The following is a 24,867-nucleotide window of genomic DNA, read 5'->3' on the forward strand; positions in this document are numbered from 1 at the left end:
CGACTTATTGTTGAGGCACGACAATATGTCGAAACCCGCGGACGCTATTGATGATGTGGGCGTTTCGAGATCAAGTTGTGATCGGGCTTAATCTCGAAACGCTTAAAGCGCCCACATATTTTCTTGTCCAAAATACCTCGGGGTAGAGTGAAACCCAAGAGGGGTTTCACTCAGGGGCAGCGCCCCCTATGCCAAGGCCCGCGACAAAGCGCAAAAGGCTTCGATTTCGATCTCTTCGGCCCGCGCCGTGGGCTTGATCCCGACCGAGGTCAACACGTCCTCGATCTCGGGATGTAGCCCTTTGAGCGAGGCGCGCAGCATCTTGCGTCTCTGTCCAAAGGCCTTAGCCACCAGCGCTTGCAGCTTGCCTGCATCTGCCTCCCAGCGCGGGGCGGGCAGGGCCTCCAGATGCACCACGGCGGAATGGATTTTGGGCGGCGGGGTGAAGGCCTCGGGCGGCAGCTCCATCACCACGCGCGGGGTGGTGCGCCATTGTGCCAAGACCGCCAGACGTCCGTATTTCTTCGACCCCGGCTGCGCCACGATGCGCTCGGCCACTTCCTTTTGGAACATCAACGTCAGGCTCGACCAGCTGGGCGGCCAGCTTTTGGGCGTCAGCCAGCGCACCAGCAATTCTGTGCCCACATTGTAGGGCAGGTTGGCCACGATGCGGATGGGCGGGGTCAGATGGGCCAGAGGGTCCAGCTCCAGCGCATCGGCATTCACCACCTCAAGCCTGCCGGGATAAGCGGCTTGAATTTCGGCCAGCGGTGCCATGGCCCGGCTGTCTTTTTCCACCGCCAGAACCTTGCGCGCGCCTTCCACCAACAGCCCGCGGGTCAGCCCGCCGGGGCCGGGGCCGACCTCTAACACGTCACAGCCCGACAAATCGCCCGCTTGTCGGGCGATTTTCGCCGTCAGGTTCAGGTCCAGCAGAAAGTTCTGCCCCAGCGATTTCTTTGCCACCAGCCCGTGGGTGTTGATCACCTCGCGCAGGGGCGGCAGCCCGTCGATCTGGCTCATGATCGTGCCTCCTGTCGGGCAAGGCCCATGCTATGTGCCATGCGCAGCGCGCCGATCAGGGACGAGGGGTTGGCGGCCCCACTGCCCGCGATATCAAAAGCGGTGCCATGATCGGGCGAGGTGCGTACAAAGGGCAGTCCCAGCGTCACATTCACCCCGCCGTCAAAGTCTATGGTCTTGATCGGAATGAGTGCCTGATCGTGATACATGCAGACCGCTGCGTCATAGCCTGCGCGCGCGCGGGCGTGAAACATCGTGTCCGCCGAATGCGGCCCGGACAGCGCCAGACCTTGGGCGCGTAGATCCTCCAAAAGCGGCGCGATCATCGCAATCTCTTCACCGCCCATCGCGCCCCCTTCACCCGCATGGGGGTTCAGCCCGGCCACAGCGATGCGCGGGGCAGTCAGGCCGAAATCCTGGATCAGCGCCGCATGGGTGGTGCGGATCACCTGTTCCAGTTTCGCGCGGGTCAGGGTGGGGGCCACGTCGGACAGCGCGATATGGATCGTGGCTGGCACCACGCGCAGCGCGTCGCAGGCCAGCATCATCACCACATCGGCCCCGCCTGCCAGATGGGCCAGAAATTCCGTATGTCCGGGAAAGGCAAAGCCAGCGCCGTCCTTCAGCGCCTTTTTGTGAATGGGGTTTGTGCACACCGCCAAAGCCGCGCCTTCTTGCGTCAGCGCCACGGCGCGTTCGATCACCGCGATCACGTGGGCTGCATGTTCCGGCTGGGCCGTGCCCGCCACGCGGGGCGTGGTGAAATCATGGGGCAGCACGGGCAGGGACGGGGCCTCTGCCACCTCAGATGGGCAGGTGATTTCCGTGTATGCGGTGCCTTTGGGCAGGTGGTGCGGGTCACCGATGACGAAAAACGGCACCGTGCCACGCAGTGCGTCAAAGGCCGGGCCGCACAGGTCCGGCCCGATCCCCGCAGGTTCGCCGATCGTCAAGGCAACGGGCAAGACGGTCGCGTTGCGCGCCCGTGTCATTGTCCGTCAAGTCGCACGATATGTGCTGCGGCTTTCAATTCGTCCAGATAGGCCACCGAATGGGCCTGAAGGCGCTGGTTTTGCAGGTTGCGGAACACGTCTTCGCGGCTCACCTCTTCGGGCAATTCGCGGGTGCGTTCGCATAGCATCAGGAACACAAGGCTGTCGCCGGATGCACTGGTCAGCGCGGTCGAGACTTCACCTTCGTCCAGCTTGGCCAGCTCGATCGCGGTGCCGGTCGGAATGTTGCCAAGTGCCAGTGTTTCGCGTTTGAGCTGCGACGGCGGCAGATCGCCTGCCACGCCATATAGGTCCTCGCAAGTGTCTGACTTCGCTTTGATCACGGCGGCTTGTGACAGGGTTTCCGCCGAGCGTCCGCCGGGCAGCAAAAGCGTGGCGTAGTCCACCTGCACGTCTTTCGGTTCCGGTGTGTCCAGCTCTTCAAGGGCACGCAGTTGGAACACCGCGACACCGTTTTTCACCGGCACGGGATCGGTCACGTGGCCGGGTTCAAGCGCCACGATCTGTTGCTGAACAATCGGGGGAAGGTTGGACAGGTCCATCCAGTTCAACCGGCCCGAGCGGCCTCTGGACGGGGCCACGGACATGCGCCGCGCGGCAGAGGCGAAAGCGGGCAGGGTGGTCATGTCTGACAGTTCAGATGCGCGCGCGTTCGACGCCTGAAGCTGCGCGGGTGTCTGTGCGGGCAACACGATTTCCGACAGCAAAACACGAATGCCGGCTTTCACGCCAAGCTGTGCAATGGCGCGATCAAGTTCGGCCTCGCTGATCTGGATGCGCCCTTTCCAGCGTTCGCGCACAACGGTGCGCCACGCAATGCCGCCTGACACGAAATCCCGGAAGGTTTCGGGGGCGATGCCGCCCTGCGCGATGATCTTGTTGAAAGTCTCGACATCAAGATCGAAGCGCGCGGTGAACTCTTCCATGCCAGCGAGCACTTCCTCGGCCGTGGGTTCCACCCCGGCAAGCTGCGCGGCGTGGCGTTGCAGGGCTTCGTTGGTCAGCTGTTCTTCGGCCAGTTCGCGCAGATTGCCCGGCGCCTTCAAAAGCGTCAGGAACGCCATGCGCTGAGACAGCTCGTAGGCGGTGATGACGCGGTCATTGATCCGGACCACCGGGGCAAACAAATCCTGCGCGGCGGCGGGTGTCGCCATGGTGCCAACAAGGCCGGCTGAAAGGGTCAGGGCCAAAGCCATCGCGGTGAACCCGCGTTTGGATGCGCCGTTGATACGTTTGAAGATCGTCATGAGTTTTGCGCCTTCGCCTGTGAAATTATCTGCGGTCGGAACGGTTTGTAGGCCCGTCTGTTCCCGCCTGTCGCTACCTGTCTTCATCATCTGTCCCGTGCCTTTGCGCGCCATATTTACCCGCCACATCTATGGGCCGTTTTACCCCTGGCGCCGCCAAAGCCCGGAAGCTCGACCCTGAAGCCGAAATCCGTTGTCGGGGTCACATTAATGGAGGATGTGAAACGACGCGAGAGGGAAAGATCAACCGAGACACATTCATTTTGATATCTGATGCCCAATCCGGCGCGCGTGGCGGCGTTGGCTTCCAGATCAAAGCTGCCATCCATCGAAACGCGCCAGAAATCACTGATCTGATAGGCGCCATCCAGACGCAGCTCATGCGTGGGGTCGGGGCGGCCTTCGCCCAGATCTTCGATCACCCAGACATGTGCCGCACCCAGCTCGATCTGGTCGCTCAAATAGGCGGCGCGGGTTTCGGATTTGGTCATGTCGAAATCGTCGTTGAACAAAGCGCGCCCCTGCATGGCAAAGCGCCCCCCAAGGTTCACATGTGCGCCGACAAGCCAGTCGGATGCGGTGCCAGACAGGCCAGAGGCTGTGCTGAATTGCCCAAAATCCTGTTCACGAAACACCCGGCCGGCTGCCAAGCTGATGGCCCAACCCGATGGCGTGTGCCGGGTCCATCCCAGACCAAGCGCTGCGCGCCATCCGTCTTCTTGCCGGTCTGCGCCGGGAAAGCGGCTGAGATCCAAGAGGTTGGCCTCGTCAAACTCGACAAAGACACTGTCTTCATTGGGAATATCCGCGCCGACCTGTTCAGACCAGGCGATCTGCGCCACAGGCTCCAACACATCAATGGCCCCGTTTCTGGCAACCCGTGTCAGCGGCCAGCGCAGGGTGACACCGGCCGAAGGTGTGGCGAAGCTCTGCTCGCTTTGATAGCGGCTGTCTTGTTCAATCGCATAAACGTTGGCATCCAGCGCCGCCTTGGCCTCGATCAGAATGCCCGCCGGTCCCATCCAGTCACGCCGCCACGATAGGCCAGCGCCAAGACGGGCCATGTCGCGCCCCAGAATGTCCTGATCACTTTCGCGGAAATGCGCCTGCCAGTTCAAATTCGCCCGTATCTCTCCGCCCAAGCCCCAATTCGGGAAAAAGCGCCGTTCATAGAAGGCGTCGATCTGGGCAAATGGCAATTGATCAGAAATCGGAATTTCTGACGCGCGCAGCGTGTCATAGCGTGTGATCCCGGCAAAGATGAACTCGTCACGCCGCGCCCGCATCACCTCGATCGCATTGCGCAGCCTGTCCTGTTCAGAATAGCCATAATCAAGCAAATAGCCCGGATCCGAGGTTTCTTGCAGGCCGAAGCTCAGTTTGAACCCGCGTGGCAGGTCAAATTCGCCTTCGCCAAACACGTAAAACCGCGTTGTATCCGCGATGATATTGTCGCGGCTCAAAGCACCGTTGAACTCGATCCGGCCTGTGCGGAAGGCCTGCCGATAGCGCAGCTCCAATGTGGTGCTATTGGCCGCCAGAAACGGCGAGATCGTCAGGTCGGCGTGATCCCCAAGCCTCAGAAAGAACGGGCTGAGAATGCCGATGCCCAATGTGGTGCTGGTGCGGATTTTCGGCGCCAGAAACCCGGTTGCCCGGGTCAGACTGGGGTCGGGAATGCGCAGGCGGGGCAGGTAGAAGACCGGCACATCGGCCACGCGCAATTGCGCCCCGTGAAAATAAAGTTGCCGTTCTTCTTGGTCATGCACCACGCGATCGGCGCGGATCTGCCACAGCGGCACAGGGCTTTTCTTACACACCTGACAAGACGACGCGACCACCCGCGACATCTGCGTGTAGCGGTCATTCACGCGATTGATCTGTGCGGCGGCGATTTGCAGCTGTTCATCCAGAACAAACCGGGCGGATTTCAGGATGCCGTTGCGCAGGTCTGACGACAGCTCTGCCGCCTGGGCCACAAGCACCGTGCCATCGGGCCGTGTGATGGTGATTGGACCGGTCAGGCTCAGACTGTCACTGGCCTTGTCATAGCGCACACCGCCTGCAGTCAGGCGTGTGCCGTCATAATGCACGACCACATTGCCGGTGGCCTCCAACCCTCCATTGCCCACAACGCGCACCTGATCGGCCACAAGGCTGGCTTGCCCGGCAAAGGCGGGCAGGGCGCTGCCGGACAAAATCCCGGCAAGTGTCAGCGCGGCGGCGCGGATATGGCGGGACAGGCCCATCAGCCATCCTCCAGATGTAGTAAGATGCCAATCGGCATCAGGATCGCGGCTATGGGCGGCGCCCAGGCGGCCAATAGCACGGGTATTTGTCCGTTTTCACCCAGAATCTGTGCGAAGTTTCGAATGAAATAGATGCCAAACCCCATCAACAGGGCAAACAGCACCATGATGCCCGTGCGCCCAAACCGTGTGTGGCGCATGGTGAACCCGGCGCCGATCAGCACCATTGCGACCAGAAAGACCGGCATGGCAAGCTCCATATGGAACCAAACGCGATGGGCGCGGGCTGAAAACCCGGCGGCCTCCAGTTGGCGAATAAAGCCCGGCAAATCCCAGATCGAGATCGAGCTGGGCTTGCCAAAACTGTCGCGTATCTGATCCTGCGTCAGGTTCGAGGCAAGCCAGAACATCGGATATTCAATCGAGGAGGTCTCGGGATTGTCGGAATGCGCCAGATCCCAGACCTTGGCCGCCAAAAGCACCCAACGCCCCGGTTCCAGCCGGGCCGAAGCCGCTTTGATCCGCATCGTGGGCGGGCCATCGGGGGCGAAAGCAAAGAAAGTGACGTCGTAAAGTTCGGTGCCTTCAAGGTTTGATTGGGCCGCACGGATCACCGTCTGGCCGTCCTCATTGCCCTGTCTGAGCCAGACCCCTTCGGTCGAGATTGACAGGACCGAGCTGCCTTCACCTTGATAGGCCTGCGAAATGCGCTCGTATTTCTTCGAGGTGGCTGCCGCAATCGGGTTGCCCACGGCGACAGCCAGCAAGCCAAACAGGAAAACCGTTAGGGTGGGGGCCGCAAGGGTCACCAAAGCGGATCGCCCTGCGGCCCGCGTGACCACCATCTCGGACGATCTTGCCAGCCCAAGAAACAATCCCAGCGTGGCAAGAATGACGATCAGCGGCAGGATGCGATACATCCAGACCGGCGCGTTCAGAAGCGTCAGGCCCAGCACATTGGTGAACCCGACCGATGCCGTGTCAAAGCGGCGCATGCTTTCGACCATGTCCAGAAGCACGAAGATCACCGCGAGCACGATCAGCATCATCAGGAAGGTGCGCAAAAACCGGCGTGCGATATAGAGGTGCAGCTTCATGCCTGTGCCTCCGCCAGCGCGCGCGCCTGTTCACGCAGCGTGCGTTGCCGCCTGAGCATGTCGCGTATGCCCGGTTTCGAGGACCTGTACAGCACCGCGATATTCAGCCCGGCGCCGACCATGGTGGCCAGATATACCAGCCAAAGCGCCGACGGGCTGCGCCGCGCCATATCCAGCATCGTGTTGTCAAAGCTTTGCAAAAGCGCAACCGCGCCCAGGGCAATCACAACCTGCCGCCACAACCCAAACCGGCTGAAGCCTGCCACGATCAGCATGGAAAACCCGGTCATCGCGGTCACGACGGAATAGAGCGCCTGAGCGTTTCTGAAATGACCCTCGGCGCGCAGGGCGGCGGCGGAGAGGCCGGTTTCTTCCATTGTCTGTTTGGTCGGGGACAAAAGCTCTGCTGTGTAGATCTGGTTGACGTCACGCGCACCGGCGCCGGCGCCCTTGATCAGGGCGGAAATGTCGTAGGTGAAGTCCTCGAACCCCGTGGTCGACAGGCGGGCGGTGTCCTTGTCGATCACCTGCGCCAGCCCGTCAAACATGACCAGACGCGGGCCTTGTTCGGTTTTCACAATCAGGGCGCGGCGCGCGGTATAGGTGTAGCTTTGATCGCTATCTCTTTCATCTGAAATGAAAATATCGAAAAGCTCACCCTGCGGGCTGATCTTGCGAATATAGAGCGATATGCCCTCGGCGGGGTGTACGAAACTGCCCTCGGTCAGAAAGCGCGCGGTGATGTTTTCGGCGATTTCAGCCTGACGTTCTGCAAATCTAAGCTGGCTCATTGGCACAAGGATATGGGTGAGAATCAGCATGAAAAGCGCGGTCAGAAGCCCAAACACCAAAACCGGGCGGGCCAGACGGAAGGGGCCAAATCCGGCAGCCTGCGCGACCACAAGTTCGCTTTCCGAGTTTAGCCGGTTGGTCACTGATACCGCCGCCGCAAAAGAGGCGATGGGCACGATGAACACGATCACACCGGGCAGGATCATCGCCGAGAACTCCAGGAAGACAAGCGCAGTCTGGCCATTGGCAATCAGCTGGTCAAACAGCCTGACCGCCCGGTTCACCCAAAAGAGCAAAACCAGCACCAGCCCGTAGAAGCCGAAAAGCAGCACAAGCTGAGACAGCATATAGCGGTCGAATCTGGCCAAACTACCCTCTTGTAACCCCATATCTTGTTGCGTCGTTTCTAATGCATCCTAGGGGCGGGGAAAACTGCTATCTGGTCAAAGGTGCCGGGCGGGGTTACGAATGGCAGAAACCTGCCTGAAATTTCTCCGAAAGGATGGATCATGACCACCCCGATACTTCCCGTTTTCACCGCCGTCGATCTGGATGCCATTGGCACACATGAGGGGCGCGTTGTGGTGATCCTGTCTGAGCCGGGCAAGCTGCATCCGGGCGCGCGCCGGGTGAACAAACTGATGCGCGGCGCGTTGGCGCGCTTTGCCGACAGCGAGACTTTTGAGAAGATGAAAGAGGGCGAGGCACATGAGCTGGCCTTCCCGACCGGCATGGCGGCAGAGGCCGTGCAGGTGGTGCGCCTGTCGCCCCGCGCACAGGCGCCGAAGGTGCGCATGGCTGGTGGCGTGATTGGCAAATCCTTGTTGGGAAAAGATGTTTTGGTTCTGGCGGGCACGCTGAAACGTGCAGAAGAACTGGCCCTTGGCGCCAGCCTGCGCGCCTATGCCTTCGATGATCACCAGACGAATGATGACGCGCCAAAGGGCGGCAGCCTTGCGCTGATGGTGTCAAAACCCGAATTGTTCGAAGACGCAACCGCCAGCATCAAAGCCTTGGTCGAGGGGGTGTTTTTCACCCGTGATCTGGTCAACGAGCCCGCCAATGTGCTGACCACCAGCGAGTTTGCCGACCGCCTTGTGGATTTGGAAAAGCTGGGCGTGACGGTCAAAGTGCTTGATGAACCCGAGCTGGAAAAGCTGGGCATGCGCGCGCTTCTGGGCGTGGGGCAAGGGTCCGAGGCCCCCTCGAAAGTGGTGGTGATGGAGTGGATGAAGGGCGAAGCCGATGCGGCCCCCTTGGCGCTTGTGGGCAAAGGCGTGGTCTTTGACACCGGCGGGATCAGCCTGAAGCCGGGCCTTGGCATGGAAGACATGACTATGGATATGGGCGGCGCAGGCACCGTGGCCGGCGCCATGAAAACCATCGCGCTGCGTGGCGCCAAGGCCAATGTTGTGGGCCTTGTGGGGCTTGTTGAAAACATGCCGGACGGCCGTGCGCAGCGTCCCGGCGACATCGTGACCTCGATGAAAGGCGACACGATCGAGGTGATCAACACAGACGCCGAGGGCCGCTTGGTGCTCTGTGACGTCATGTGGTACGCGCAAGAGGAATACAAACCCGCGGGCATGATTGATCTGGCCACGCTGACCGGCGCGATCATCATTGGGCTGGGTCATGACAATGCGGGCGTGTTCTCGAATGACGACACGCTGTGCAACGGGTTCCTGAAAGCCGCCCAAGCCGAGGGTGAAGGCGCGTGGCGCATGCCGATGGGGCCGGGCTATGACAAGCTGATCAAGTCGCATAAGGCCGACATCAAGAATGTTGGGGGGCGTGCTGCCGGGTCGATCACCGCGGCACAGTTTCTTGGCCGTTTCGTGAACGAGGGCCAGCCGTGGATTCATCTGGATATCGCCGGTACTGCACAATTGGCCTCTGACAGCCCGCTGGCGCCGAAAGGCGCGACGGGTTGGGGCGTTTTGGCGTTGAACCGCATGGTTTCGGATATGTTCGAGGCCTGATCGCGTGACTGGCTTGACTGGCCCCACCGCAACCGGCCCCAATCAGTCAGGCCCGCAGGGCGAGGTGTTTTTCTATCACCTCACCCGCGCGCCTCTGGAGGCGACCCTGCCAATGCTGCTGGATCGCAGCCTTGCGCAGGGGTGGCGGATCTGTCTGCGCGGGCGGGATGCGCGTCAGCTGGAATGGCTGGATGAACAGCTGTGGCTTCGCCCCGAGGATGGGTTTTTGCCGCATGGTCAGGCGGGCGGAGAGCATGATGCGCGCCAACCTGTGTTGTTGACCACGGGGGCGGAAATGCCCAATGACGCAAATGCGCTGATTGCCATCGGCGGGGCAGAGGTAACACCTGAGGAAATGCGCCAACTGACCCGCGTCAGCGTGGTATTTGATGGCAACGACCCCGATGCCGTGGCCGCAGCCCGCGTGCAATGGAAAGAGGTGGTCGCGGCCGGAGTGACCGCCAAATACTGGAGCCAGGAAAATGGCCCCTGGGAAATGAAAGCCAGCGCAGAAGCCTCTGACAAAGAAGAATGATCGGGGGATCATTCGCGCCTGCGGCGCGCGCGCGCATGATTGTTTGGATGGTTTGCCCCTTACATCCCAATTGGGGATGCTATGGTTCAGACTTACCGGGTCAAGACAAGCTGATCGCGGCGAATTTCAATCTTTTCAAAGCGCTGCAGGTAGTCATTGCCCAAAAGTGAGCGCGGCATTTCGCCTTCATTCACCCAGACCTCGACGCCGTAATCCATCACGCCAAGCAGCTCGACCCGCGCCAAAGTCGCCGGGGCGGTGCGTACGGTCCCATTGGCGCTCATGGCGCGACCGAAGAAGCGCAGGGCCTCCATCTCCACGCCCGCCCGCGCTGCGTCTTCTTTCGTCAGCACGATGTTCGAGGCGCCCGTGTCCACGATAAACTCCACCGGTTCACCGTTCAGGCGCAGCGTGGCATAGAAATGCCCGTCATAAGATCGCGGTAATACGATTTCACCGGTGTCCTGAACCAGGCTTTGGCGCGGCATCACGTCATCACGAATGTCGTTCCACAATCCAAGACCCGCCAGAACGCCCACAAAAATCAGACACCAGATCAAGGCGTTTCGCAGGTTCTGGCCAAGGTTCGCGCGGCTTTCGGTCACAAAATATCCGCCCACCGCCACCAAAAGCAGGGCCAGATATCCAATGCGGGCAATATCATCTCCGGTCATGGCACTCATATAGGAACTGCGCGGGCCAATGTCACCGGGGCAGGGCGCCGCGCCCGGTGCTTACCTGAAAAGAAACAGGGTTATCCGCCCATCAGGCCGAAATCGCGCAGGCCTTCCAGCACAAATTGAACCGCCAATGCGGCCAGCAACATGCCCAAAAGCCGCGTGACAACCTTGATGCCGGTTTCACGCAAAAGCCGTTCCAAAAGCGAGGCTGCGTTGAACAGAACAAAGGCGATCAACAGAACCAGCGCCATCACGACAAGGGCCAGGCCGACCCCTTCCAGCCCTTCGCCCTGACCGGCCAACAGGATCACCGTGGCAATTGACCCCGGCCCGGCAATCAGCGGCATGGCCAGCGGAAAGACCGACGGGTCGTCGTCATTCTCGGCCTCTTCCGACTGGTCTTTGCGCCTCTGGGTGCGCCGTTCAAACAGCATATCCAGCGCGGTCAGCAACAGCAGAATGCCGCCAGCAATGCGGAAGGCGGGCATGGAGATGCCAAGGAAGTTCAACACGCCTTCGCCAAGGAAAGCAAAAAGCGTCAGCAACACGCCTGCGATGGCACAGGCGCGGATCGCCACCCCACGTCGTTTGGCCTTGCTCATGCCTTGTGTCAGCGCCATGAACAAAGGCGAAATTCCGATCGGGTCCATCACCACAAACAGCGTGACGAACGCCGGAATAAACAGATCAAGTTCCACGTCTAACCCTCTGCCTTTTCAAGTTTATCTTGGGCGCGCAGCCAGAGTTCTTCGGCGCGATCGAGCGCTTCGTGAACTTCGGCATGTTTCTTTTGCCAAACCACAACCTCGTCCTTGCGCTCAGGCTCGTAAAGCTCGGGATCAGCCAACTTGGCGTCGAGCTTATCACGCATTTCTTCCAGCTTTGTAACCCGCGCCTCAGCCTTGCGAAGCTCGGCCCTGAGCGCCAGGATCGTATCGCGATCGGCCCGTTTGGGTTTGGGCTTGGCAGGCTTCACCTTTGCTGGTTTCTTATCTTCGTCCGAGGACAGAAGCATCTTGCGATAGGCTTGCAGGTCTTCTTCATAAGGTGCGACATGCCCGTTTTTCACCAGCCACAGACGGTCCGCCACCATGGACAGCAAATGCATATCGTGGCTCACCAAAATCACCGCGCCGCTATAGGCAGTCAGCGCATCCACCAGCGCTTCGCGGCTTTCAATGTCCAAATGGTTGGTCGGTTCGTCAAGGATCAGCAGATGCGGGGCAGGCAGAGTAGCCAAAAGCAGCGACAGGCGCGCCTTTTGTCCGCCCGACAGACGCCCAACCTCCGTGTCTGCCTGATCGGGCCCCAGCCCGAAACTGGCGAGCCGCGCGCGCAGCTTGGCTTGCCCTTCGGACGCGCGTTCCCGCATCAGGTGCTGCAGGGGCGTTTCATCCACGTAGAGCTCGTCCACCTGATGCTGGGCAAAGAAGCCGATGCGCAGCTTCGAGGACGAGACCATATTGCCCTCCATCAGGTCCAGACGACCTGACAGGAGTTTGGACAGGGTGGATTTCCCTTCGCCATTGCGCCCAAGCAGCGCGATGCGGTCGTCTTGGTCGATGCGCAGGTTCAGATTGCGCAGAATGATCGTCTCGCCATAGCCCACTGCCGCCTTTTCGGTGGCGATGATGGGTGGCGACAGCTCTTCGGGTGCCGGGAAGGTGAAAACGGTGCGCGCTGCATCTTCGGGCGCGCGGATGGTTTCCATACGCTCCAGCGCTTTAACGCGCGATTGCGCCTGTTTCGCCTTGGAGGCCTTGGCCTTGAAACGGTCCACAAAGGCCTGCAAATGCGCGCGCTGCGCATCTTGTTTCTTGGCCGCTGACGCCAACAGAGCCCGTTTCTGGGCGCGTTGTTTGGCGAACATGTCATAGGTGCCCGTGTAGTAAATCAACCCCTTGTCTTCGAGGTGCAGAATGCCCCCGACCGAGCGGTTCAAAAGCTCGCGGTCGTGCGAAACGATCAGCACGGTGTGGGGATACTTAACCAAATACGCCTCAAGCCACAGCGCGCCCTCAAGATCCAGATAGTTGGTCGGCTCATCAAGCAGCAGAAGATCAGGCTCGGAAAACAACACAGCCGCCAACGCCACACGCATCCGCCAGCCGCCGGAAAAGGCGGAACACGGCATTTGCTGTTCGTCATGGGTGAAGCCAAGACCCTTCAGGATCGAGGCCGCCCGCGCCTCGGCCGACCACGCGTCAATATCTGACAGGCGGGTCTGAACCTCGGCGATGCGGGTGGGGTCGGTGGCCGTTTCCGCCTCTTTCATCAGCGCGTCGCGTTCGGTATCCGCGCGCAGAACCGTGTCGATCAGGGACACTTCGTTGCCCGGCACTTCCTGGCTGACACCACCGATTTTCCAGCCCTTAGGCAGGGAAACACTGCCTGTATCCAGCACCATTTCACCGCGAATGACCTTGAACAATGTGGTCTTGCCCGAGCCGTTGCGCCCCACAAGCCCCACCTTGTGGCCCGTCGGAATGGTCACGGAGGCGTTTTCGACCAAGGTGCGGCCAGAGATGGAATAAGTGATGTCAGAGATTTTAAGCATGACCCCATGTGCCTGAGCATTGCAGGGGCGTCAATCGCGGCTTTTCAAAATGATCCGCTCATGCTACGGGGGCGGCAAATCACACGCGCATCCGGGCAGGGGCCTTGATGCCACAAACGCAAAAGGGACCATCATGGCCATTCAACGCACTTTCTCGATCATCAAACCCGATGCCACCAAACGCAACCTGACCGGCCAGATCACCGCCAAGTTCGAAGAAGCTGGTCTGCGCATCGTGGCGTCCAAGCGCATCCAACTGACTCTGGCACAAGCCCAGCAGTTCTATGGCGTACACGCTGAACGCCCCTTCTTTGGCGAACTGTGTGAATTCATGATCTCCGAGCCGATCGTTGTTCAGGTTCTGGAAGGTGAAGACGCCATCGCGAAAAACCGTGAAGTCATGGGCGCCACCAACCCGGCCGAAGCTGCCGAAGGCACCATCCGTAAAGAGTTCGCCCTGTCGATCGGCGAAAACTCGGTGCACGGTTCGGACGCACCGGAAACCGCAGCAGAAGAAATTGCATTCTTCTTCTCGGGTCTGGAACTGGTTGGCTAAACCCAGCTTCCAAGCCAATGATCAAAGCCGTCCGGGTCATTCCGGGCGGTTTTTTTTATGCATGTGTTGCTTGTGAAATACCGTGAGGAGGCCGGGCGCGGCCTGAGAGCTAGGAGCGTTCGCGAATGCCGATCTCGTCCAAAATCGCTTCGATCCGGTCCTTGGGGGGCGTGCTGGCCATCGCTTCGGCCTTCAATGCGTCGAATTTCACCCGAAGCGCCTTTTTCTCATCGCCTTTGCAGTCATTCCATGGCCGCCCTTGCAACCCCATGACCAACACATAATAGCCGATGAAATGTGGCCGCGCCCCCGTGGCCAGCAACCTGCGATAGGCTTCGTCCGGGCCAAGCGCGCGCAACGCATCAGCGGTATGCACGCCCGCTTTGGCGAAGGCCTTGTCAGAGGCCGGGCCAAGGTTGCGAATGGACGAAACGGGATCAGTCATGTCCCGATCTTACGCGCCCAGATGCTGCCTGAAAAGTCAGATAGAGGCCCAGTCGGTGAAGATCACACGCGGTGTTTCCTCTTCATCCCGACGGGTTCGATCCTGTTTGGGCGGTGTTTCCCGGCGCACGTAGCGGCGGTCCCGCTCGCTCGCTTTCACTTTGTTTTCATTGGCTTTATCTGCCATGTCCCTGCTCCTGCACTCAAGCCCGTACATGTCATTGCACGTGTTCGACTTCCCACCCCAGGGCCTTGCGATATTCACAGGTTAACAACAGCTTTTGCCAAATTGATGCAGGAAAAAGGGCCATTTGGTGCCGATTGCCTGTTGGATGTGTCGGGGGAGTCACAGGGGTATTGCACCAGCTGTTTCTCGCCCCCGGACACAAACGGGTCGTGCCTCAGGCTTTTTCCAGCTTGTCTTGCGTGCGCAGATCAAAATCTGACGCGTCGTGCCGTTCGTGAAGCTGTTCTTCCAGCGGGCCCCATGTCCGGTTCACAATCCGGCCGCGTTTCACGGCGGGGCGTTCCGCGATCTGGCGCGCCCAGCGGGTCACGTTTTCATAGCTTTCCACGTCAAGGAACTCTGCCGCTTCATAGGCATTATTCAAGACAAGATTGCCATACCACGGCCAAGTGACGATATCAGCAATCGTATAGTCTTCGCCGCCCAGATATTCGGTTTCCTCAAGCTCGCGATCCAACACGTCCAGCTGGCGTTTCACCTCCATGGTGAAGCGATCAATGGGATATTCGAATTTCTCGGGCGCATAGGCGTAGAAATGGCCAAAACCGCCGCCCAGATAGGGCGCAGATCCTTGCAGCCAGAACAGCCAATTCATCACCTCGGTCCGATGGTTGATGTCACTCGGCAGGAAATGTCCAAACTTCTCAGCAAGATAGAGCAGGATGGCGCCGCTTTCAAAAACCCGCGCGCAAGTGGTTTTGTCAAACAGGGCAGGGATTTTCGAGTTCGGGTTCACATCCACAAACCCCGAAGAGAATTGCTCGCCGTCGCCAATACGGATGAGATGCGCGTTGTATTCCGCATCGCGCACGCCCTTGGCCAGCAGTTCTTCCAGCAGAATGGTCACTTTCTGACCGTTGGGCGTGCCCATGGAGTAGAGCTGAAGCGGATGATGTCCAACGGGAAGATCTTCGTCATGGGTCGGGCCGGCGATCGGGCGGTTGATCTTGGACCATTCGCCGCCATTCTCGGCATCCCAAGTCCAGACTTTCGGCGGGGTGTAGCTGTCAGCCATTGTGAACTCATCCTTCTGAATCTGCTTGGGGGACCATGCGGCGCGGCGCGGCGGAATTCAAGCCGGTCGCTGCGGCACAGGCATCACGGCTGCGTTAAATGCGGTCTTTTACCAGATGTGTCAGGGTCGCGCCGGTCTCGTAATAGGCGGCGCGCAGCCCTGCGTGTTGGATTTTATGGTGATCCACCGGCAAACGCGGCATGAGCGCATAATTACCTGACAAAAGTGCCTCTGCCATCCCGCGCCCAAAGGCCGTGCCCGGTCCGATTCCGCGCCCGGAATAGCCAAACATCATCATGCCATTTGGACCAAGCATCAGCGTTTTGGGCAGGTATTCTTCGGTCATGGCAATGCGGCCGTGCCAGCCCGCTGACAGCGGCTGATCCGCCAGCGCAGGGAACAGCGATGCCAACTTGCGCGAAAGCCAGCCTCGATGAATGGTGCTGGCCATGTGGTCCAGTTGCCCCATGGCACCGATCACCAGCCGCCCGGCTGCATCTTTGCGCCAGGAAGACATGACCATCGCCGTGTCCCAGCATCCTTCACCGCCGGGCAAAATCTGACCCGCCAGTTCCGGTGGGAGGGGCGGTGTGGCGGCCTGAAAGAAATGTACCGGCACGGTGTCAGCTGGGTGTAACCCCTTGATCGGCAAGCCGTAAGCGTTGGTCGCAACAATCAGTTTGCCTGCATGGATGCGCCCTTGGGGCGTGGTGACGGTCCACCCGTCAGCCTGCGCATCCAGCGCCACCGCCGGGCTGTTTTCAAATAGCAAGGCACCCACGGCAGCGGCGGCGCGCGCCAACCCTTTTGCATATGCCAGGGGCTGAATTGTACCGGCGCGCGGGTCAAACAATGCCCCATGAACGGCAGTGGTTCCGGTGCGTATGCGCGCAGTTTCAGCGTCCAACAACGCCACCGGCGCGCCGATGTCACGGGCCTGACGAAACCGGTTTTCCAGCGCCTGCATGCCTCTTTTGGAATGGGCACAATGCAGCGTGCCACTGCGCGTCGCCTCGCACGAGATGTCATGTGCCGCGATCAGGTCAAAGACCAGATCCGGGGCCGAGGCGAGTTGCGCAGACAGCCGCGCCCCGGCTTCTGCCCCAAGTTTTGCCGTGATGTCTTCGGGCGGCAACCACAGACCGGCATTGACCAGACCGACATTGCGCCCGGACCCGCCATGGCCAATGGTTTTTGCTTCTATCAAAGCCACGCGCGCGCCCGATTGCGCCGCATGAAGCGCCGCTGAAAGCCCGGTATAGCCGCCGCCGATCACCAGCAGCTCCACGTCTAGATCCTGCTCCAGAGCAGAGAATGACACCTGCTCAGCACAGGTCTGCTGCCAGAGGTTGCAAGTTTTCTTCACGATCATCCGTCGCCTTTTGCCGTCATCGCAGCCGTCACCTGCGTCATTTTGCGATATCATATTTCACCGCGTGCGACAGTCTTTTCAGTCCTGGTGATGAGTTCTATGTCTCGTGGAAGACAGGTGCGAATTCGCCATGAGTGGCACGACTGGTTGTGTTTTTGACCAAGAGGAACAGGCGGGCGCTATCCAACGGCGGAAGTTTTGCGAGTTTGATGATCACTATTGGGGTCGCATTTTTTCGCGCTGCACACACGGTTCATGAAGCAACGTCGCAATCTCCCAATTGATTTGAGAACAATTCTGTTGGTCACTCACCGTTCTGAAACCATCCATTTCCGGTCAGATCTCATACTTGCATAGGTTCAACGCAGATGACCATGAGTGCTAGAATAGAGTTATTTGGCTGCTTTCACTTGAACTCGCTTGCGGCTGCGCCTCGCAATTCGCATCGGTTGCCTTTGGAAATAGCTTTTTTGCGAGGCTTTGAAGCTTCACTTGATCGATAAACTGCTCGCGGTCGCAAATCGTGTCTGACAGATGTGGTGCCAGTGCTATCATAAGGCCTGAGAGGTCTGTCAGAGTTTGTTGAATCCGGTCAATGTCTTGCAAGATATGGAATTCACGTTCGACTTCAGGATGGTGAACCAGATCCAGAACCCGTGACAGGGTTTCCTGAATTTCAGAGCAGCACATGGAAAGCTCAGTTAGTTCATTTGCGATCGGCGTGGCGATGTCAGTTGCGGAAATCGCAACTTGTTGTGCGGTGGCCGCATTTTTCACGACGGCCTCACAATCTGCCAACAATAGCTTCAATCGCTTTGCGTAAATCATCTTTCTCAAACGGTTTCTTGATGAAGTTGTTCATGCCAAGTTTTTTGCCGTATTCGATGATCTCGCGATCAGCTTTGCCCGTGATCAGAAGAAACCCAACCCCCTTTGTTTTAGGCGCGCTGCGCAATGCATGCAGAAGTTGTAGCCCATTCATCCCCGGCATGTTCATGTCAGAAATGACAAGATGTACCGGCCATTGTGCAATTTTTTGCAGGGCAGATTGTCCGTCAGCTGCGGTTTCGATCTGGCGGATTCCGTACCCTTCGAGCGCTTGGGTAATCAGGCCGCGGCTTGTGGACATGTCGTCCACAACGATGGTTCGAAGTTGATCTCTTAGTGCCATTATTTACCTCTTTTCACCCTGACATGTCAGGGAATGCTCGTCGGCCGCGCGTTCGTAACTCGTTGTTCCACAGGTGGAAAACTTGTGTGCATAGTCAGCGGAAAGTCGTTCGGAATGCCCAAGGTACATGGTTGCGCCGGTTCTTAAGACACCTGCGAACTTGCCCCAGAGTGTGTTTTGGGTTGTGGCGTCAAAATAGATCACGACATTTCTGCAAAACACGACATCAAACTGGGCTTTCATCGGCCAGGTATGCAGCAGATTGAGCTCTCGGTAGGAGATCATGTTTCGCAATTCAGCTGAGGCCAGAAGGCCTTGTTCGGTTACGTCAAAGAAACGGTTTCGACGTGTGTCATCCAGACCGTTGGTCATTTGTGCGGGATAGGTGGCCCGACGTGCAAATTGGATGACCTTCTGGTCGATGTCCGTTGCCAGAATTTTGGTGTCGGAGTTGTCCGCCGTCAGCCCGATCTCGGCAAGGGTGATGGCGATGGACAATGGTTCCTGGCCGTTTGAGCAGCCAGCCGACCAGATGCGAATAGGATCACCCTGTGCAGCGCGTTGTTTGAGCCTGGGGCCGACGGCTTTGGCGAGGTGATCAAAATGATGTTCTTCTCGGAAAAAATGCGAAACATTTGTGGTCAGGGCCGAGATCATTTGTTTCAGCTCCGACGCACCATCTGGCGCGGTCACAAGCGAAATATAGTCTTGGAACGTCCGAAGAGACTTTGCGCGCAGCAATGGGGCGAGGCGCGTCAGCACCATCGACTTTTTTCCCATCGAGATTTCCAATCCCGCTTCGCGTTTGGCGATGTCCGCGATCTTCTGGAACGTTTTGTCGTCAAGGGTTTGCGGCTGGACGCGCGCTGGATTTATGCCTCTTTCAAATGTCACGCGGCCTCCTCTCCTGCTTCGGGAAGGACTGCATTCAAATCAAGGACACGGATCATGCGCCCATCGTCATCAATTGTCAGCGCAGAGACGAAGCTCCGGTCGGCATCGGCGCGCAGTTCTGGAGGGGGTTGCATGTCTTCCTCGGCAATCGACAGGATGTCAGAGACCGCATCGACCAAAAGCCCAACCGTCTGGTCACCAACGGCGACCACAATGATCACATTTCGGTCCAGTTCTGCCTGACGGTCCATGCCCAGACGGCGAGACAGATCCATAACGGGCAACACGGTGCCGCGCAGGTTGATCACGCCCAGCACAAAGTCAGGCGAGCGGGGAAGGGGGGTGGCTTTGGCAGCGCCTCTGATCTCGCGCACGCTCATGATATCAACAGAGTAGTCTTGCCCGCCGACGAGAAAGGACAGCAATTCGCGTTCGGTTTCGTCCGTGAGTTTCTCTGTGTTTTTGGTCTGTTCTGTCATGGTCTAACCTGCGATTTGAATGGGGGGAGCTGCCGGACGCGTGCGACCGGTCGAATGGGTGATCAGGTCCACCGGGTCCAGGATCAACGCAATCTGTCCATCGCCAAGGATGGTGGCCGCGGCAATGCCGGGCACACGGCCATAGCTGTCTTGAAGCCCTTTGATGACCACCTGCCGTTGATCTTCGATCCGGTCTGTAATCACGGCGGCACGTGACCCGTCTTCATGGGCGATCAACAAGACAACCGAGCCTTCGTAATTGTCTTTCGGGTCGCGATAGCCAAGCTCTGCACCAAGGTCGAGAAGGGGCACAAAGCTGTCGCGGATGTTGATGACGCTTGTCTCGGGGCCAAATTCCCGAATTTCTTCGGAGGTCAGGGTGAGTGTTTCGAGGATAGAGTTGAGCGGGACCACGAGGGTTTCGTCCGCGACTTTCACCACCATGCCATCCAGCACTGCAAGCGTAAGTGGCAACGAGATCGAGAAGGTCGTGCCGACATTGCGCTGTGAGGAAATGGTAATGCGGCCACCAAGCGCCTGAATTGCGCTGCGCACCACATCCATTCCCACGCCGCGACCGGACAGATTTGACACTTCATCCGCGGTGGAAAAGCCGGGAAGGAACAGAAGATTGTCAATTTCGCTGTCCGTCAGCTGAAGATCAGGGGCGATCAGGCCTTTGTCGATGGCCTTTTGTTTGACTTTTTCACGGTTGATGCCCGCGCCGTCATCGGCCACTTCAATCACAACACGCCCGGATCGGTGGGCTGCTGTGAGGTAGATATTGCCCTCAGGGCTTTTGCCTGTCTCTACGCGAGTGTCATTGTTTTCCAGGCCATGATCGACCGCGTTGCGGATCATATGGGTCAATGGATCGGCGAGACGCTCGATCACCGTTTTGTCAACTTCGGTGTTTTCCCCTTCGGTGCGCAGGCGCACGTCTTTGTCAATGGCGGACGAGGCTTCGCGCACGATGCGCCCCATGCGTTGGAACAGGGATTTTACAGGCTGGGCGCGGATCATCATCACGCTGTCCTGAATATCGCGGGTCAGTTGCAGAAACTCTTCCAGCCCGGCCCGAATGTTGGAATTGCCTGCCAGCGCTGTTTCATCCACGCTTTGTGAAATCATGGCCTGATTGATCACCAATTCTCCGACCAGGTTGACCAGCCGGTCGATCCGTTCAAGGTCGACGCGCACGGTGGCACGAGGGGCAGCAGGGGATTTTGTAGCAGGTTTTTTCGCAGTGTCAGGGGCAGCGGTCTGTGTCGTTTCGGGTTCTGGTGTTGGGCTGTTCACACTGTCCGGGATGTCGGTCGCGGGTAGGGTGGGTGCGTCATCGGCGGCCTCAACGGGCGGCAGGTCTACCTTCGCGGGTTCTAAGTCTAGCGGCGGAAGGTCGGGTTCCGGCAAATCGGTCAGATCAGGAACTAGGGGTGCGTCTGTCGTAAGCGCAGAGATTTCGAGGGTCGAGATGCCGTCTGCAAATTCGAAGGCTTCCTTGACCGCATCCTCCGGCTCTGTCGTTTCGATCGTCAGGGTCCATGACAGGCAGCCCTGTTCAGGAGAGAGCTCTGCAAGGGGGGGCACGGAACTGTCATCACAGACCGATGTCACATCCCCGACATCGCGCAGTGCCCTAAACATGAACAATGGCTCGCTGCCATTTTCATACACGGGCTGATGGGGCTCAAACTTAACCTGAAAGCCATTGAAAGACGCGTCGCCTGCGAAATCATCTGCGCCAAACCCCTCCAAATCTGGAAGGTCGCCCCCCAAATCCGGCAGATCGAGCGCAACCGTCATCGGCTGAAACTCAATCTCTTCTTCTTCATCGGCGGTGTCTTCGGCCCCGATCAGCGCGCCCAGCCTATCGATCACGGGACGGATGGCATCGATGTCATGTGGAATGTCGTCCCGGCATTCGCGCACCAGATCGGCCAGAATGTCGCCGCAGGTGAAAAACAGTTTCAGAACGTCGCCATCAATGGCCAGCGTGTTGGAACGCACGTCGTCCAGCACGGTTTCAAACCGGTGTGCAAACTCGACCAACTGGTCAAGACCAAAGGCCCCGGCGCCACCTTTGATCGAGTGAACCGCCCGAAATATGACATTGATGGTTTCGTCATCGGACTCTCCGTCATCCACCATTTGCAACCCGTCTTGCAGGCCTTCCAGAAGCTCTTCGCATTCGATAAAGAACGAGGCTTTGATTTCTGCCATCGGATCGGACATCGGCTTACCCCGCTACCATCTTGACGACTTTGACCAGTTTGGCCGGGTCAAAAGGTTTCACGATCCAGCCGGTCGCCCCGGCATCGCGCGCGCGATGCTTCATCGTGTCCGCGCTTTCCGTGGTCAGGACCAGAATGGGGGTCGCGCGGTGGGTGGGCATGGCGCGCACGGCATCAATAAACCCGAACCCATCCATGCGCGGCATGTTGATATCTGTGATGATGGCATCTGGGCGCGGCATATCTTCCAACACTTCCAGACCATGTAGGCCGTCTTCTGCCAGATGGGCGTCGATCCCGGCATTGGTCAGCGTCAGTCGGACCATGTCTCGCATTGTGCGGCTGTCATCAACGGCTAGAACCTGAAGCGTCATGTAGAAAGCTCCCATCCGGTAAGAGTTGCAGGGGTAAAGCCAAGCAGGTGCAGTTGATCGGCAATATCGTTGGAGGTGCCAGTCATGGTCAGGCTATGCCCGGCTTCGGCCCAGCTTCGGGCGGCGGCGCGGATGGTTTGCACGCCCAGGGCGCCAAAATGCGTGACCTGACTGGCATCAAGTTCCAGATCCGCCCCGACATGTTCCAACAAGCGTGTGTGCAGGTCAGAGACTGTTCCGTAGTCAAGGCGTGGGGCGAGTGTCAGGCAGGAGGTGCTCATGTCGCCATCCCCTGAACATATGCGGTTTCAATCTTCACATGTTGCCCTTTCTTCCGTCCGTTTAGAAAGGTGTAGGGCAGGGAGCGTTAAAAATGGCTTACGCGGGCCGTGATTTTCCGCAATTTCCTGTCTTGGCGCGCGAGAACTGGGTGTTTGATGGGTGCGCGCTCCCGTGATCTGCGCGCGCGCAGGGCCGGTGTCAGGTCGAAGCTTCTAGCGTGACAGGGCGTTGCGCAGGGCCTGATAAGAGTGTTTCGGCGTTCGTGTGAGGGTGTCGTAATCCACATGAACAAGGCCAAAGCGCGGGCCATAGCCATGTGCCCATTCGTAATTGTCCAGAAGTGACCATGTGAAATAGCCCTTCACCGGGACCCCTTCGGCGCAGCACTTCTGCAGCTCGTTCATATGTTGAGACAGATAGGTGATCCGGTCCTGATCGCTTAGCGGGTCCGCGCCGGGATGCTCTGCCATGCCGTTTTCCGTCACATAGAGCGGCAGATCACCGGTATAGTCGCGCGCCATCATTTGCAGGAAATGCGACAGGCCTTCGGGGTAGATCTCCCACCCCAACCCGGTGCACGGCCGCGTTGGCGCCGTTTCACAGGTGCCGGGCCACGGCGGTTGTTGCCCGTCGCGGGGCGGGGCCATGTCGTAATGCTTGCGCGCATAGTAGTTCAGCCCCATCCAGTCCAGCTTTTGCACTATGGTCGGGAAATCATCCTGCCACCCCCGTGGCAGATAAGGCTCCAGCCCCTCCAACGCCGCATCGGGGTAGCGCCCCTTCATCATGCCCGAGATGAAAAACTGGTTATAGATCGCATCATGACGGGTTGCGGCCGTGCGGGCGGACGCGGTGTCGTTGGCGGGGGCGGCGACCTCCATATTGCAAACGGCGCCAAGGTTGGACAGGCCAAGCTCTCGCATCACCTGAATGGCGCGCCCATGGGCCAAGAGCACGTGATGCATGGCGCGGGCCGTGGCGCGAATGTCGCGCAGACCCGGGGCGTGGTGACCTTCGAAATGGGACAGCCATGTGACGCACCACGGTTCGTTGATCGGGGCGGCTGACCACAGGCGATCCCCGATCCGTTTCATGATCACCTCGGTGTAGTCGGCGAACCAGTTGGCAATATCGCGATTGCGCCAACCGCCCAGATCTGCCAGCGCCGAAGGAAGCTCCCAGTGATAGAGTGTTGCGGCAGGTTTGATCCCACGCGCCAGCATGCCATCCACCAGCCGATCATAGAAATCCAACCCGTCCTGATTTGGCGTGCCGCGCCCCTCTGGCAAGACCCGCGCCCAGGACGTCGAGAACCGATACACGTCAAAGCCAGCCTGCTGCACAAGGTCAAGATCCTCTGGCCAGCGGGTCAGGTGATCACAGGCAATGGCCCCGTGTTGCGCGCCTGTGACATTGCCAGGCGTGCGGGCAAAATCATCCCAGTGAGTGGGGCCAGCGCCCCCCTGGGCGTGGCCTTCGATCTGGTAAGCTGATGTCGCGACGCCAAAAAGGAAATCGCTTGGGAAATCAGAGCGATGTGGCAGCATCCTCATGTCCTTTTTGATTATCCGTCGGGCGGATGATGTGGTGTTGGTCGGGGGGCTGGGCCGGTCGACAGGCCCAGCGTCAACTCCGCTTCAAGCAGATGTTCATGGGGGCCGGGATCGCCCGCGATAATGTCCAAAAGCATCTGCGCCGCGATGCGCCCTGCGGCCCGAACCGAGGACCGGGTGGCCGTGTATACGGGCACGTCAGCGCCGTTGCGAAAATAGCTCAGCTCGTCATCATGGGTGATCAGCGACACGTCGCGTCCCATGATCAGGCCCAGCTCTTCGATCCCGCGCCGCACGCCGGTCGCCGTGATGATGGAGCTGACCAGAATGGCCGTGGGCGGATTGGGCGCGCTGAGCAGCGCGCGGGTCAGATCGTGCCCCTGTGCCTCGGTCATCTCGCCCGTATGCATCAAAGCCGGGTCCGGCGTGATAGAGCGGGCGTGCAAAGCGGCTTCGTAGCCCATCCGGCGCCGTATTGCGAAATCCATATGCTCCAACCCGTTCAGAAGCGCGATACGCTTGTGGCCAAGGTCCAAAAGCAGCTCGGTCGCCCGTTGAAAGGCGCGCGTGTTGTTCACATCAACCCAGGAGTAGGGCGCGCCTGTCTGCGAGCTGCGCCCGTGCACCACAAAGGGCAGCCCAAGCGCGTTCAACAGGGGTATGCGCGGGTCATCCAGCTGCGGCGCGTGCAGAATGATCCCGTCGACGTTGCGCTTGGTGACGAAGCTGCGATAGGCCTCTTCTTCGCTGTCATCGGACACCACGGAAATCAGCATGTCATAGCCGTTGCTGGAATAAACTTCGCCAGCGCCGGCGGTGAAATCGGCGAAAATGGGGTTTACCATCTCGTGTTTGGCGCTGATCGGGATGACATGCCCAATTGCCATGGCGCGCCCCGTGGCCAGCGCGCGGGCCCGTGTGTTGGGCGCATAGCCATGCGTTTTTGCCGCAGACAGCACCTTTTCCCGCGTGGCTTCGGACACTTCGGGATAGCCGTTCAGCGCGCGGCTGACGGTGGTCTGAGACAGGCCTAATAGATTTGAAAACTCCTTGAGTGTCATTGGTTCCCCA

At 59.1% G+C, this 24,867-nt stretch carries 25 protein-coding genes; 3 read left to right on the forward strand and 22 right to left on the reverse strand.

What is annotated here, in order from left to right; genetic code table 11:
• Positions 1-186: 186 nt before the first annotated feature.
• From rsmA to lptF, 6 genes are all read right to left on the reverse strand, one after another.
• Positions 187-1,023: a 16S rRNA (adenine(1518)-N(6)/adenine(1519)-N(6))-dimethyltransferase RsmA gene (rsmA, locus tag ACRY08_RS10575; protein WP_432449887.1), complete on the reverse strand. Its 837-nt coding sequence runs from the start codon at positions 1,021-1,023 to the stop codon at positions 187-189.
• On the reverse strand, positions 1,020-2,015 hold the full coding sequence (gene pdxA, locus ACRY08_RS10580; RefSeq protein ID WP_432449888.1) for a 4-hydroxythreonine-4-phosphate dehydrogenase PdxA: 996 nt from the start codon (positions 2,013-2,015) through the stop codon (positions 1,020-1,022). Before pdxA ends, rsmA begins: the two co-directional genes overlap by 4 nt.
• On the reverse strand, positions 2,012-3,283 hold the full coding sequence (locus ACRY08_RS10585; protein ID WP_432449889.1) for a peptidylprolyl isomerase: 1,272 nt from the start codon (positions 3,281-3,283) through the stop codon (positions 2,012-2,014). Before ACRY08_RS10585 ends, pdxA begins: the two co-directional genes overlap by 4 nt.
• A 116-nt stretch (positions 3,284-3,399) precedes the next feature.
• The gene (locus ACRY08_RS10590) at positions 3,400-5,532 is read right to left on the reverse strand and encodes an LPS-assembly protein LptD (RefSeq protein WP_432449890.1); all 2,133 of its coding nucleotides are present in this window, start codon (positions 5,530-5,532) and stop codon (positions 3,400-3,402) included.
• Positions 5,532-6,629 (reverse strand): LPS export ABC transporter permease LptG, encoded by a 1,098-nt coding sequence (gene lptG, locus ACRY08_RS10595; protein WP_432449891.1) that lies wholly within the window; start codon positions 6,627-6,629, stop codon positions 5,532-5,534. The genes ACRY08_RS10590 and lptG overlap by 1 nt, the downstream gene beginning before the upstream one ends.
• Positions 6,626-7,789, reverse strand: a complete 1,164-nt coding sequence (gene lptF, locus ACRY08_RS10600) for an LPS export ABC transporter permease LptF (protein WP_432449892.1) — start codon at positions 7,787-7,789, stop codon at positions 6,626-6,628. The genes lptG and lptF overlap by 4 nt, the downstream gene beginning before the upstream one ends.
• Positions 7,790-7,930: 141 nt before the next feature.
• Between lptF and ACRY08_RS10605 the strand changes: the two genes are divergently transcribed.
• Both ACRY08_RS10605 and ACRY08_RS10610 read left to right on the forward strand, forming a co-directional pair.
• On the forward strand, positions 7,931-9,403 hold the full coding sequence (locus tag ACRY08_RS10605; RefSeq protein WP_432449893.1) for a leucyl aminopeptidase: 1,473 nt from the start codon (positions 7,931-7,933) through the stop codon (positions 9,401-9,403).
• Between the two features lie 4 nt (positions 9,404-9,407).
• On the forward strand, positions 9,408-9,938 hold the full coding sequence (locus tag ACRY08_RS10610; RefSeq protein WP_432449894.1) for a DNA polymerase III subunit chi: 531 nt from the start codon (positions 9,408-9,410) through the stop codon (positions 9,936-9,938).
• Positions 9,939-10,030: 92 nt separating this feature from the next.
• Here the strand turns inward: ACRY08_RS10610 and ACRY08_RS10615 are convergent, their stop codons facing one another.
• The 3 genes from ACRY08_RS10615 to ACRY08_RS10625 form a co-directional block, all read right to left on the reverse strand.
• Complete coding sequence (locus tag ACRY08_RS10615; protein WP_432449895.1) at positions 10,031-10,612, reverse strand: retropepsin-like aspartic protease family protein; 582 nt, start codon at positions 10,610-10,612, stop codon at positions 10,031-10,033.
• A gap of 80 nt (positions 10,613-10,692) precedes the next feature.
• On the reverse strand, positions 10,693-11,316 hold the full coding sequence (locus ACRY08_RS10620) for a MarC family protein (RefSeq protein ID WP_432449896.1): 624 nt from the start codon (positions 11,314-11,316) through the stop codon (positions 10,693-10,695).
• Between the two features lie 2 nt (positions 11,317-11,318).
• A complete protein-coding gene (locus ACRY08_RS10625; protein ID WP_432449897.1) occupies positions 11,319-13,175 on the reverse strand; it encodes an ABC-F family ATP-binding cassette domain-containing protein in 1,857 nt (618 codons plus the stop codon).
• 133 nt (positions 13,176-13,308) lie between these two features.
• On the opposite strand from ACRY08_RS10625, the gene ndk reads away from it, so the two are divergent.
• Positions 13,309-13,731 carry a nucleoside-diphosphate kinase gene (ndk, locus tag ACRY08_RS10630; RefSeq protein ID WP_432449898.1) on the forward strand — a complete coding sequence of 141 codons (423 nt, stop codon included), beginning with the start codon at positions 13,309-13,311 and terminating at the stop codon, positions 13,729-13,731.
• Between the two features lie 109 nt (positions 13,732-13,840).
• On the opposite strand, the gene ACRY08_RS10635 is transcribed toward ndk, so the two are convergent.
• From ACRY08_RS10635 to ACRY08_RS10695, 13 genes are all read right to left on the reverse strand, one after another.
• Positions 13,841-14,176, reverse strand: a complete 336-nt coding sequence (locus ACRY08_RS10635; RefSeq protein WP_432449899.1) for a TfoX/Sxy family protein — start codon at positions 14,174-14,176, stop codon at positions 13,841-13,843.
• A 36-nt stretch (positions 14,177-14,212) separates the two neighbouring features.
• Entirely contained in the window at positions 14,213-14,362 is a 150-nt protein-coding gene (locus ACRY08_RS10640; protein WP_432449900.1) for a hypothetical protein, read from the reverse strand.
• 214 nt (positions 14,363-14,576) lie between these two features.
• Positions 14,577-15,437 carry a glutathione-dependent disulfide-bond oxidoreductase gene (gene yghU / locus ACRY08_RS10645; protein WP_432449901.1) on the reverse strand — a complete coding sequence of 287 codons (861 nt, stop codon included), beginning with the start codon at positions 15,435-15,437 and terminating at the stop codon, positions 14,577-14,579.
• Between the two features lie 94 nt (positions 15,438-15,531).
• Positions 15,532-16,809: an NAD(P)/FAD-dependent oxidoreductase gene (locus ACRY08_RS10650; protein ID WP_432449902.1), complete on the reverse strand. Its 1,278-nt coding sequence runs from the start codon at positions 16,807-16,809 to the stop codon at positions 15,532-15,534.
• A gap of 381 nt (positions 16,810-17,190) precedes the next feature.
• Positions 17,191-17,637, reverse strand: coding sequence for a hypothetical protein (locus tag ACRY08_RS10655; protein WP_432449903.1), 447 nt, complete (start codon positions 17,635-17,637; stop codon positions 17,191-17,193).
• Positions 17,594-17,980, reverse strand: a complete 387-nt coding sequence (locus tag ACRY08_RS10660) for a response regulator (RefSeq protein WP_432449904.1) — start codon at positions 17,978-17,980, stop codon at positions 17,594-17,596. Before ACRY08_RS10660 ends, ACRY08_RS10655 begins: the two co-directional genes overlap by 44 nt.
• 3 nt (positions 17,981-17,983) lie before the next feature.
• The gene (locus ACRY08_RS10665) at positions 17,984-18,874 is read right to left on the reverse strand and encodes a CheR family methyltransferase (RefSeq protein WP_432449905.1); all 891 of its coding nucleotides are present in this window, start codon (positions 18,872-18,874) and stop codon (positions 17,984-17,986) included.
• Entirely contained in the window at positions 18,871-19,353 is a 483-nt protein-coding gene (locus ACRY08_RS10670) for a chemotaxis protein CheW (protein ID WP_432449906.1), read from the reverse strand. The genes ACRY08_RS10665 and ACRY08_RS10670 overlap by 4 nt, the downstream gene beginning before the upstream one ends.
• Positions 19,354-19,356: 3 nt before the next feature.
• Positions 19,357-21,588 carry a chemotaxis protein CheW gene (locus ACRY08_RS10675; protein WP_432449907.1) on the reverse strand — a complete coding sequence of 744 codons (2,232 nt, stop codon included), beginning with the start codon at positions 21,586-21,588 and terminating at the stop codon, positions 19,357-19,359.
• 4 nt (positions 21,589-21,592) lie between these two features.
• Positions 21,593-21,961 carry a response regulator gene (locus ACRY08_RS10680; RefSeq protein WP_432449908.1) on the reverse strand — a complete coding sequence of 123 codons (369 nt, stop codon included), beginning with the start codon at positions 21,959-21,961 and terminating at the stop codon, positions 21,593-21,595.
• Positions 21,958-22,242 (reverse strand): STAS domain-containing protein, encoded by a 285-nt coding sequence (locus tag ACRY08_RS10685; RefSeq protein WP_432449909.1) that lies wholly within the window; start codon positions 22,240-22,242, stop codon positions 21,958-21,960. The genes ACRY08_RS10680 and ACRY08_RS10685 overlap by 4 nt, the downstream gene beginning before the upstream one ends.
• 213 nt (positions 22,243-22,455) lie before the next feature.
• Positions 22,456-23,790, reverse strand: coding sequence for a GH1 family beta-glucosidase (locus tag ACRY08_RS10690; RefSeq protein WP_432449910.1), 1,335 nt, complete (start codon positions 23,788-23,790; stop codon positions 22,456-22,458).
• A 17-nt stretch (positions 23,791-23,807) separates the two neighbouring features.
• Positions 23,808-24,857: a substrate-binding domain-containing protein gene (locus ACRY08_RS10695; protein ID WP_432449911.1), complete on the reverse strand. Its 1,050-nt coding sequence runs from the start codon at positions 24,855-24,857 to the stop codon at positions 23,808-23,810.
• Positions 24,858-24,867: the final 10 nt, after the last annotated feature.

The organism is Aliiroseovarius marinus, assembly GCF_050881025.1.
In the GTDB taxonomy this organism is placed as follows: Bacteria; Pseudomonadota; Alphaproteobacteria; order Rhodobacterales; family Rhodobacteraceae; genus Aliiroseovarius; species Aliiroseovarius marinus_A.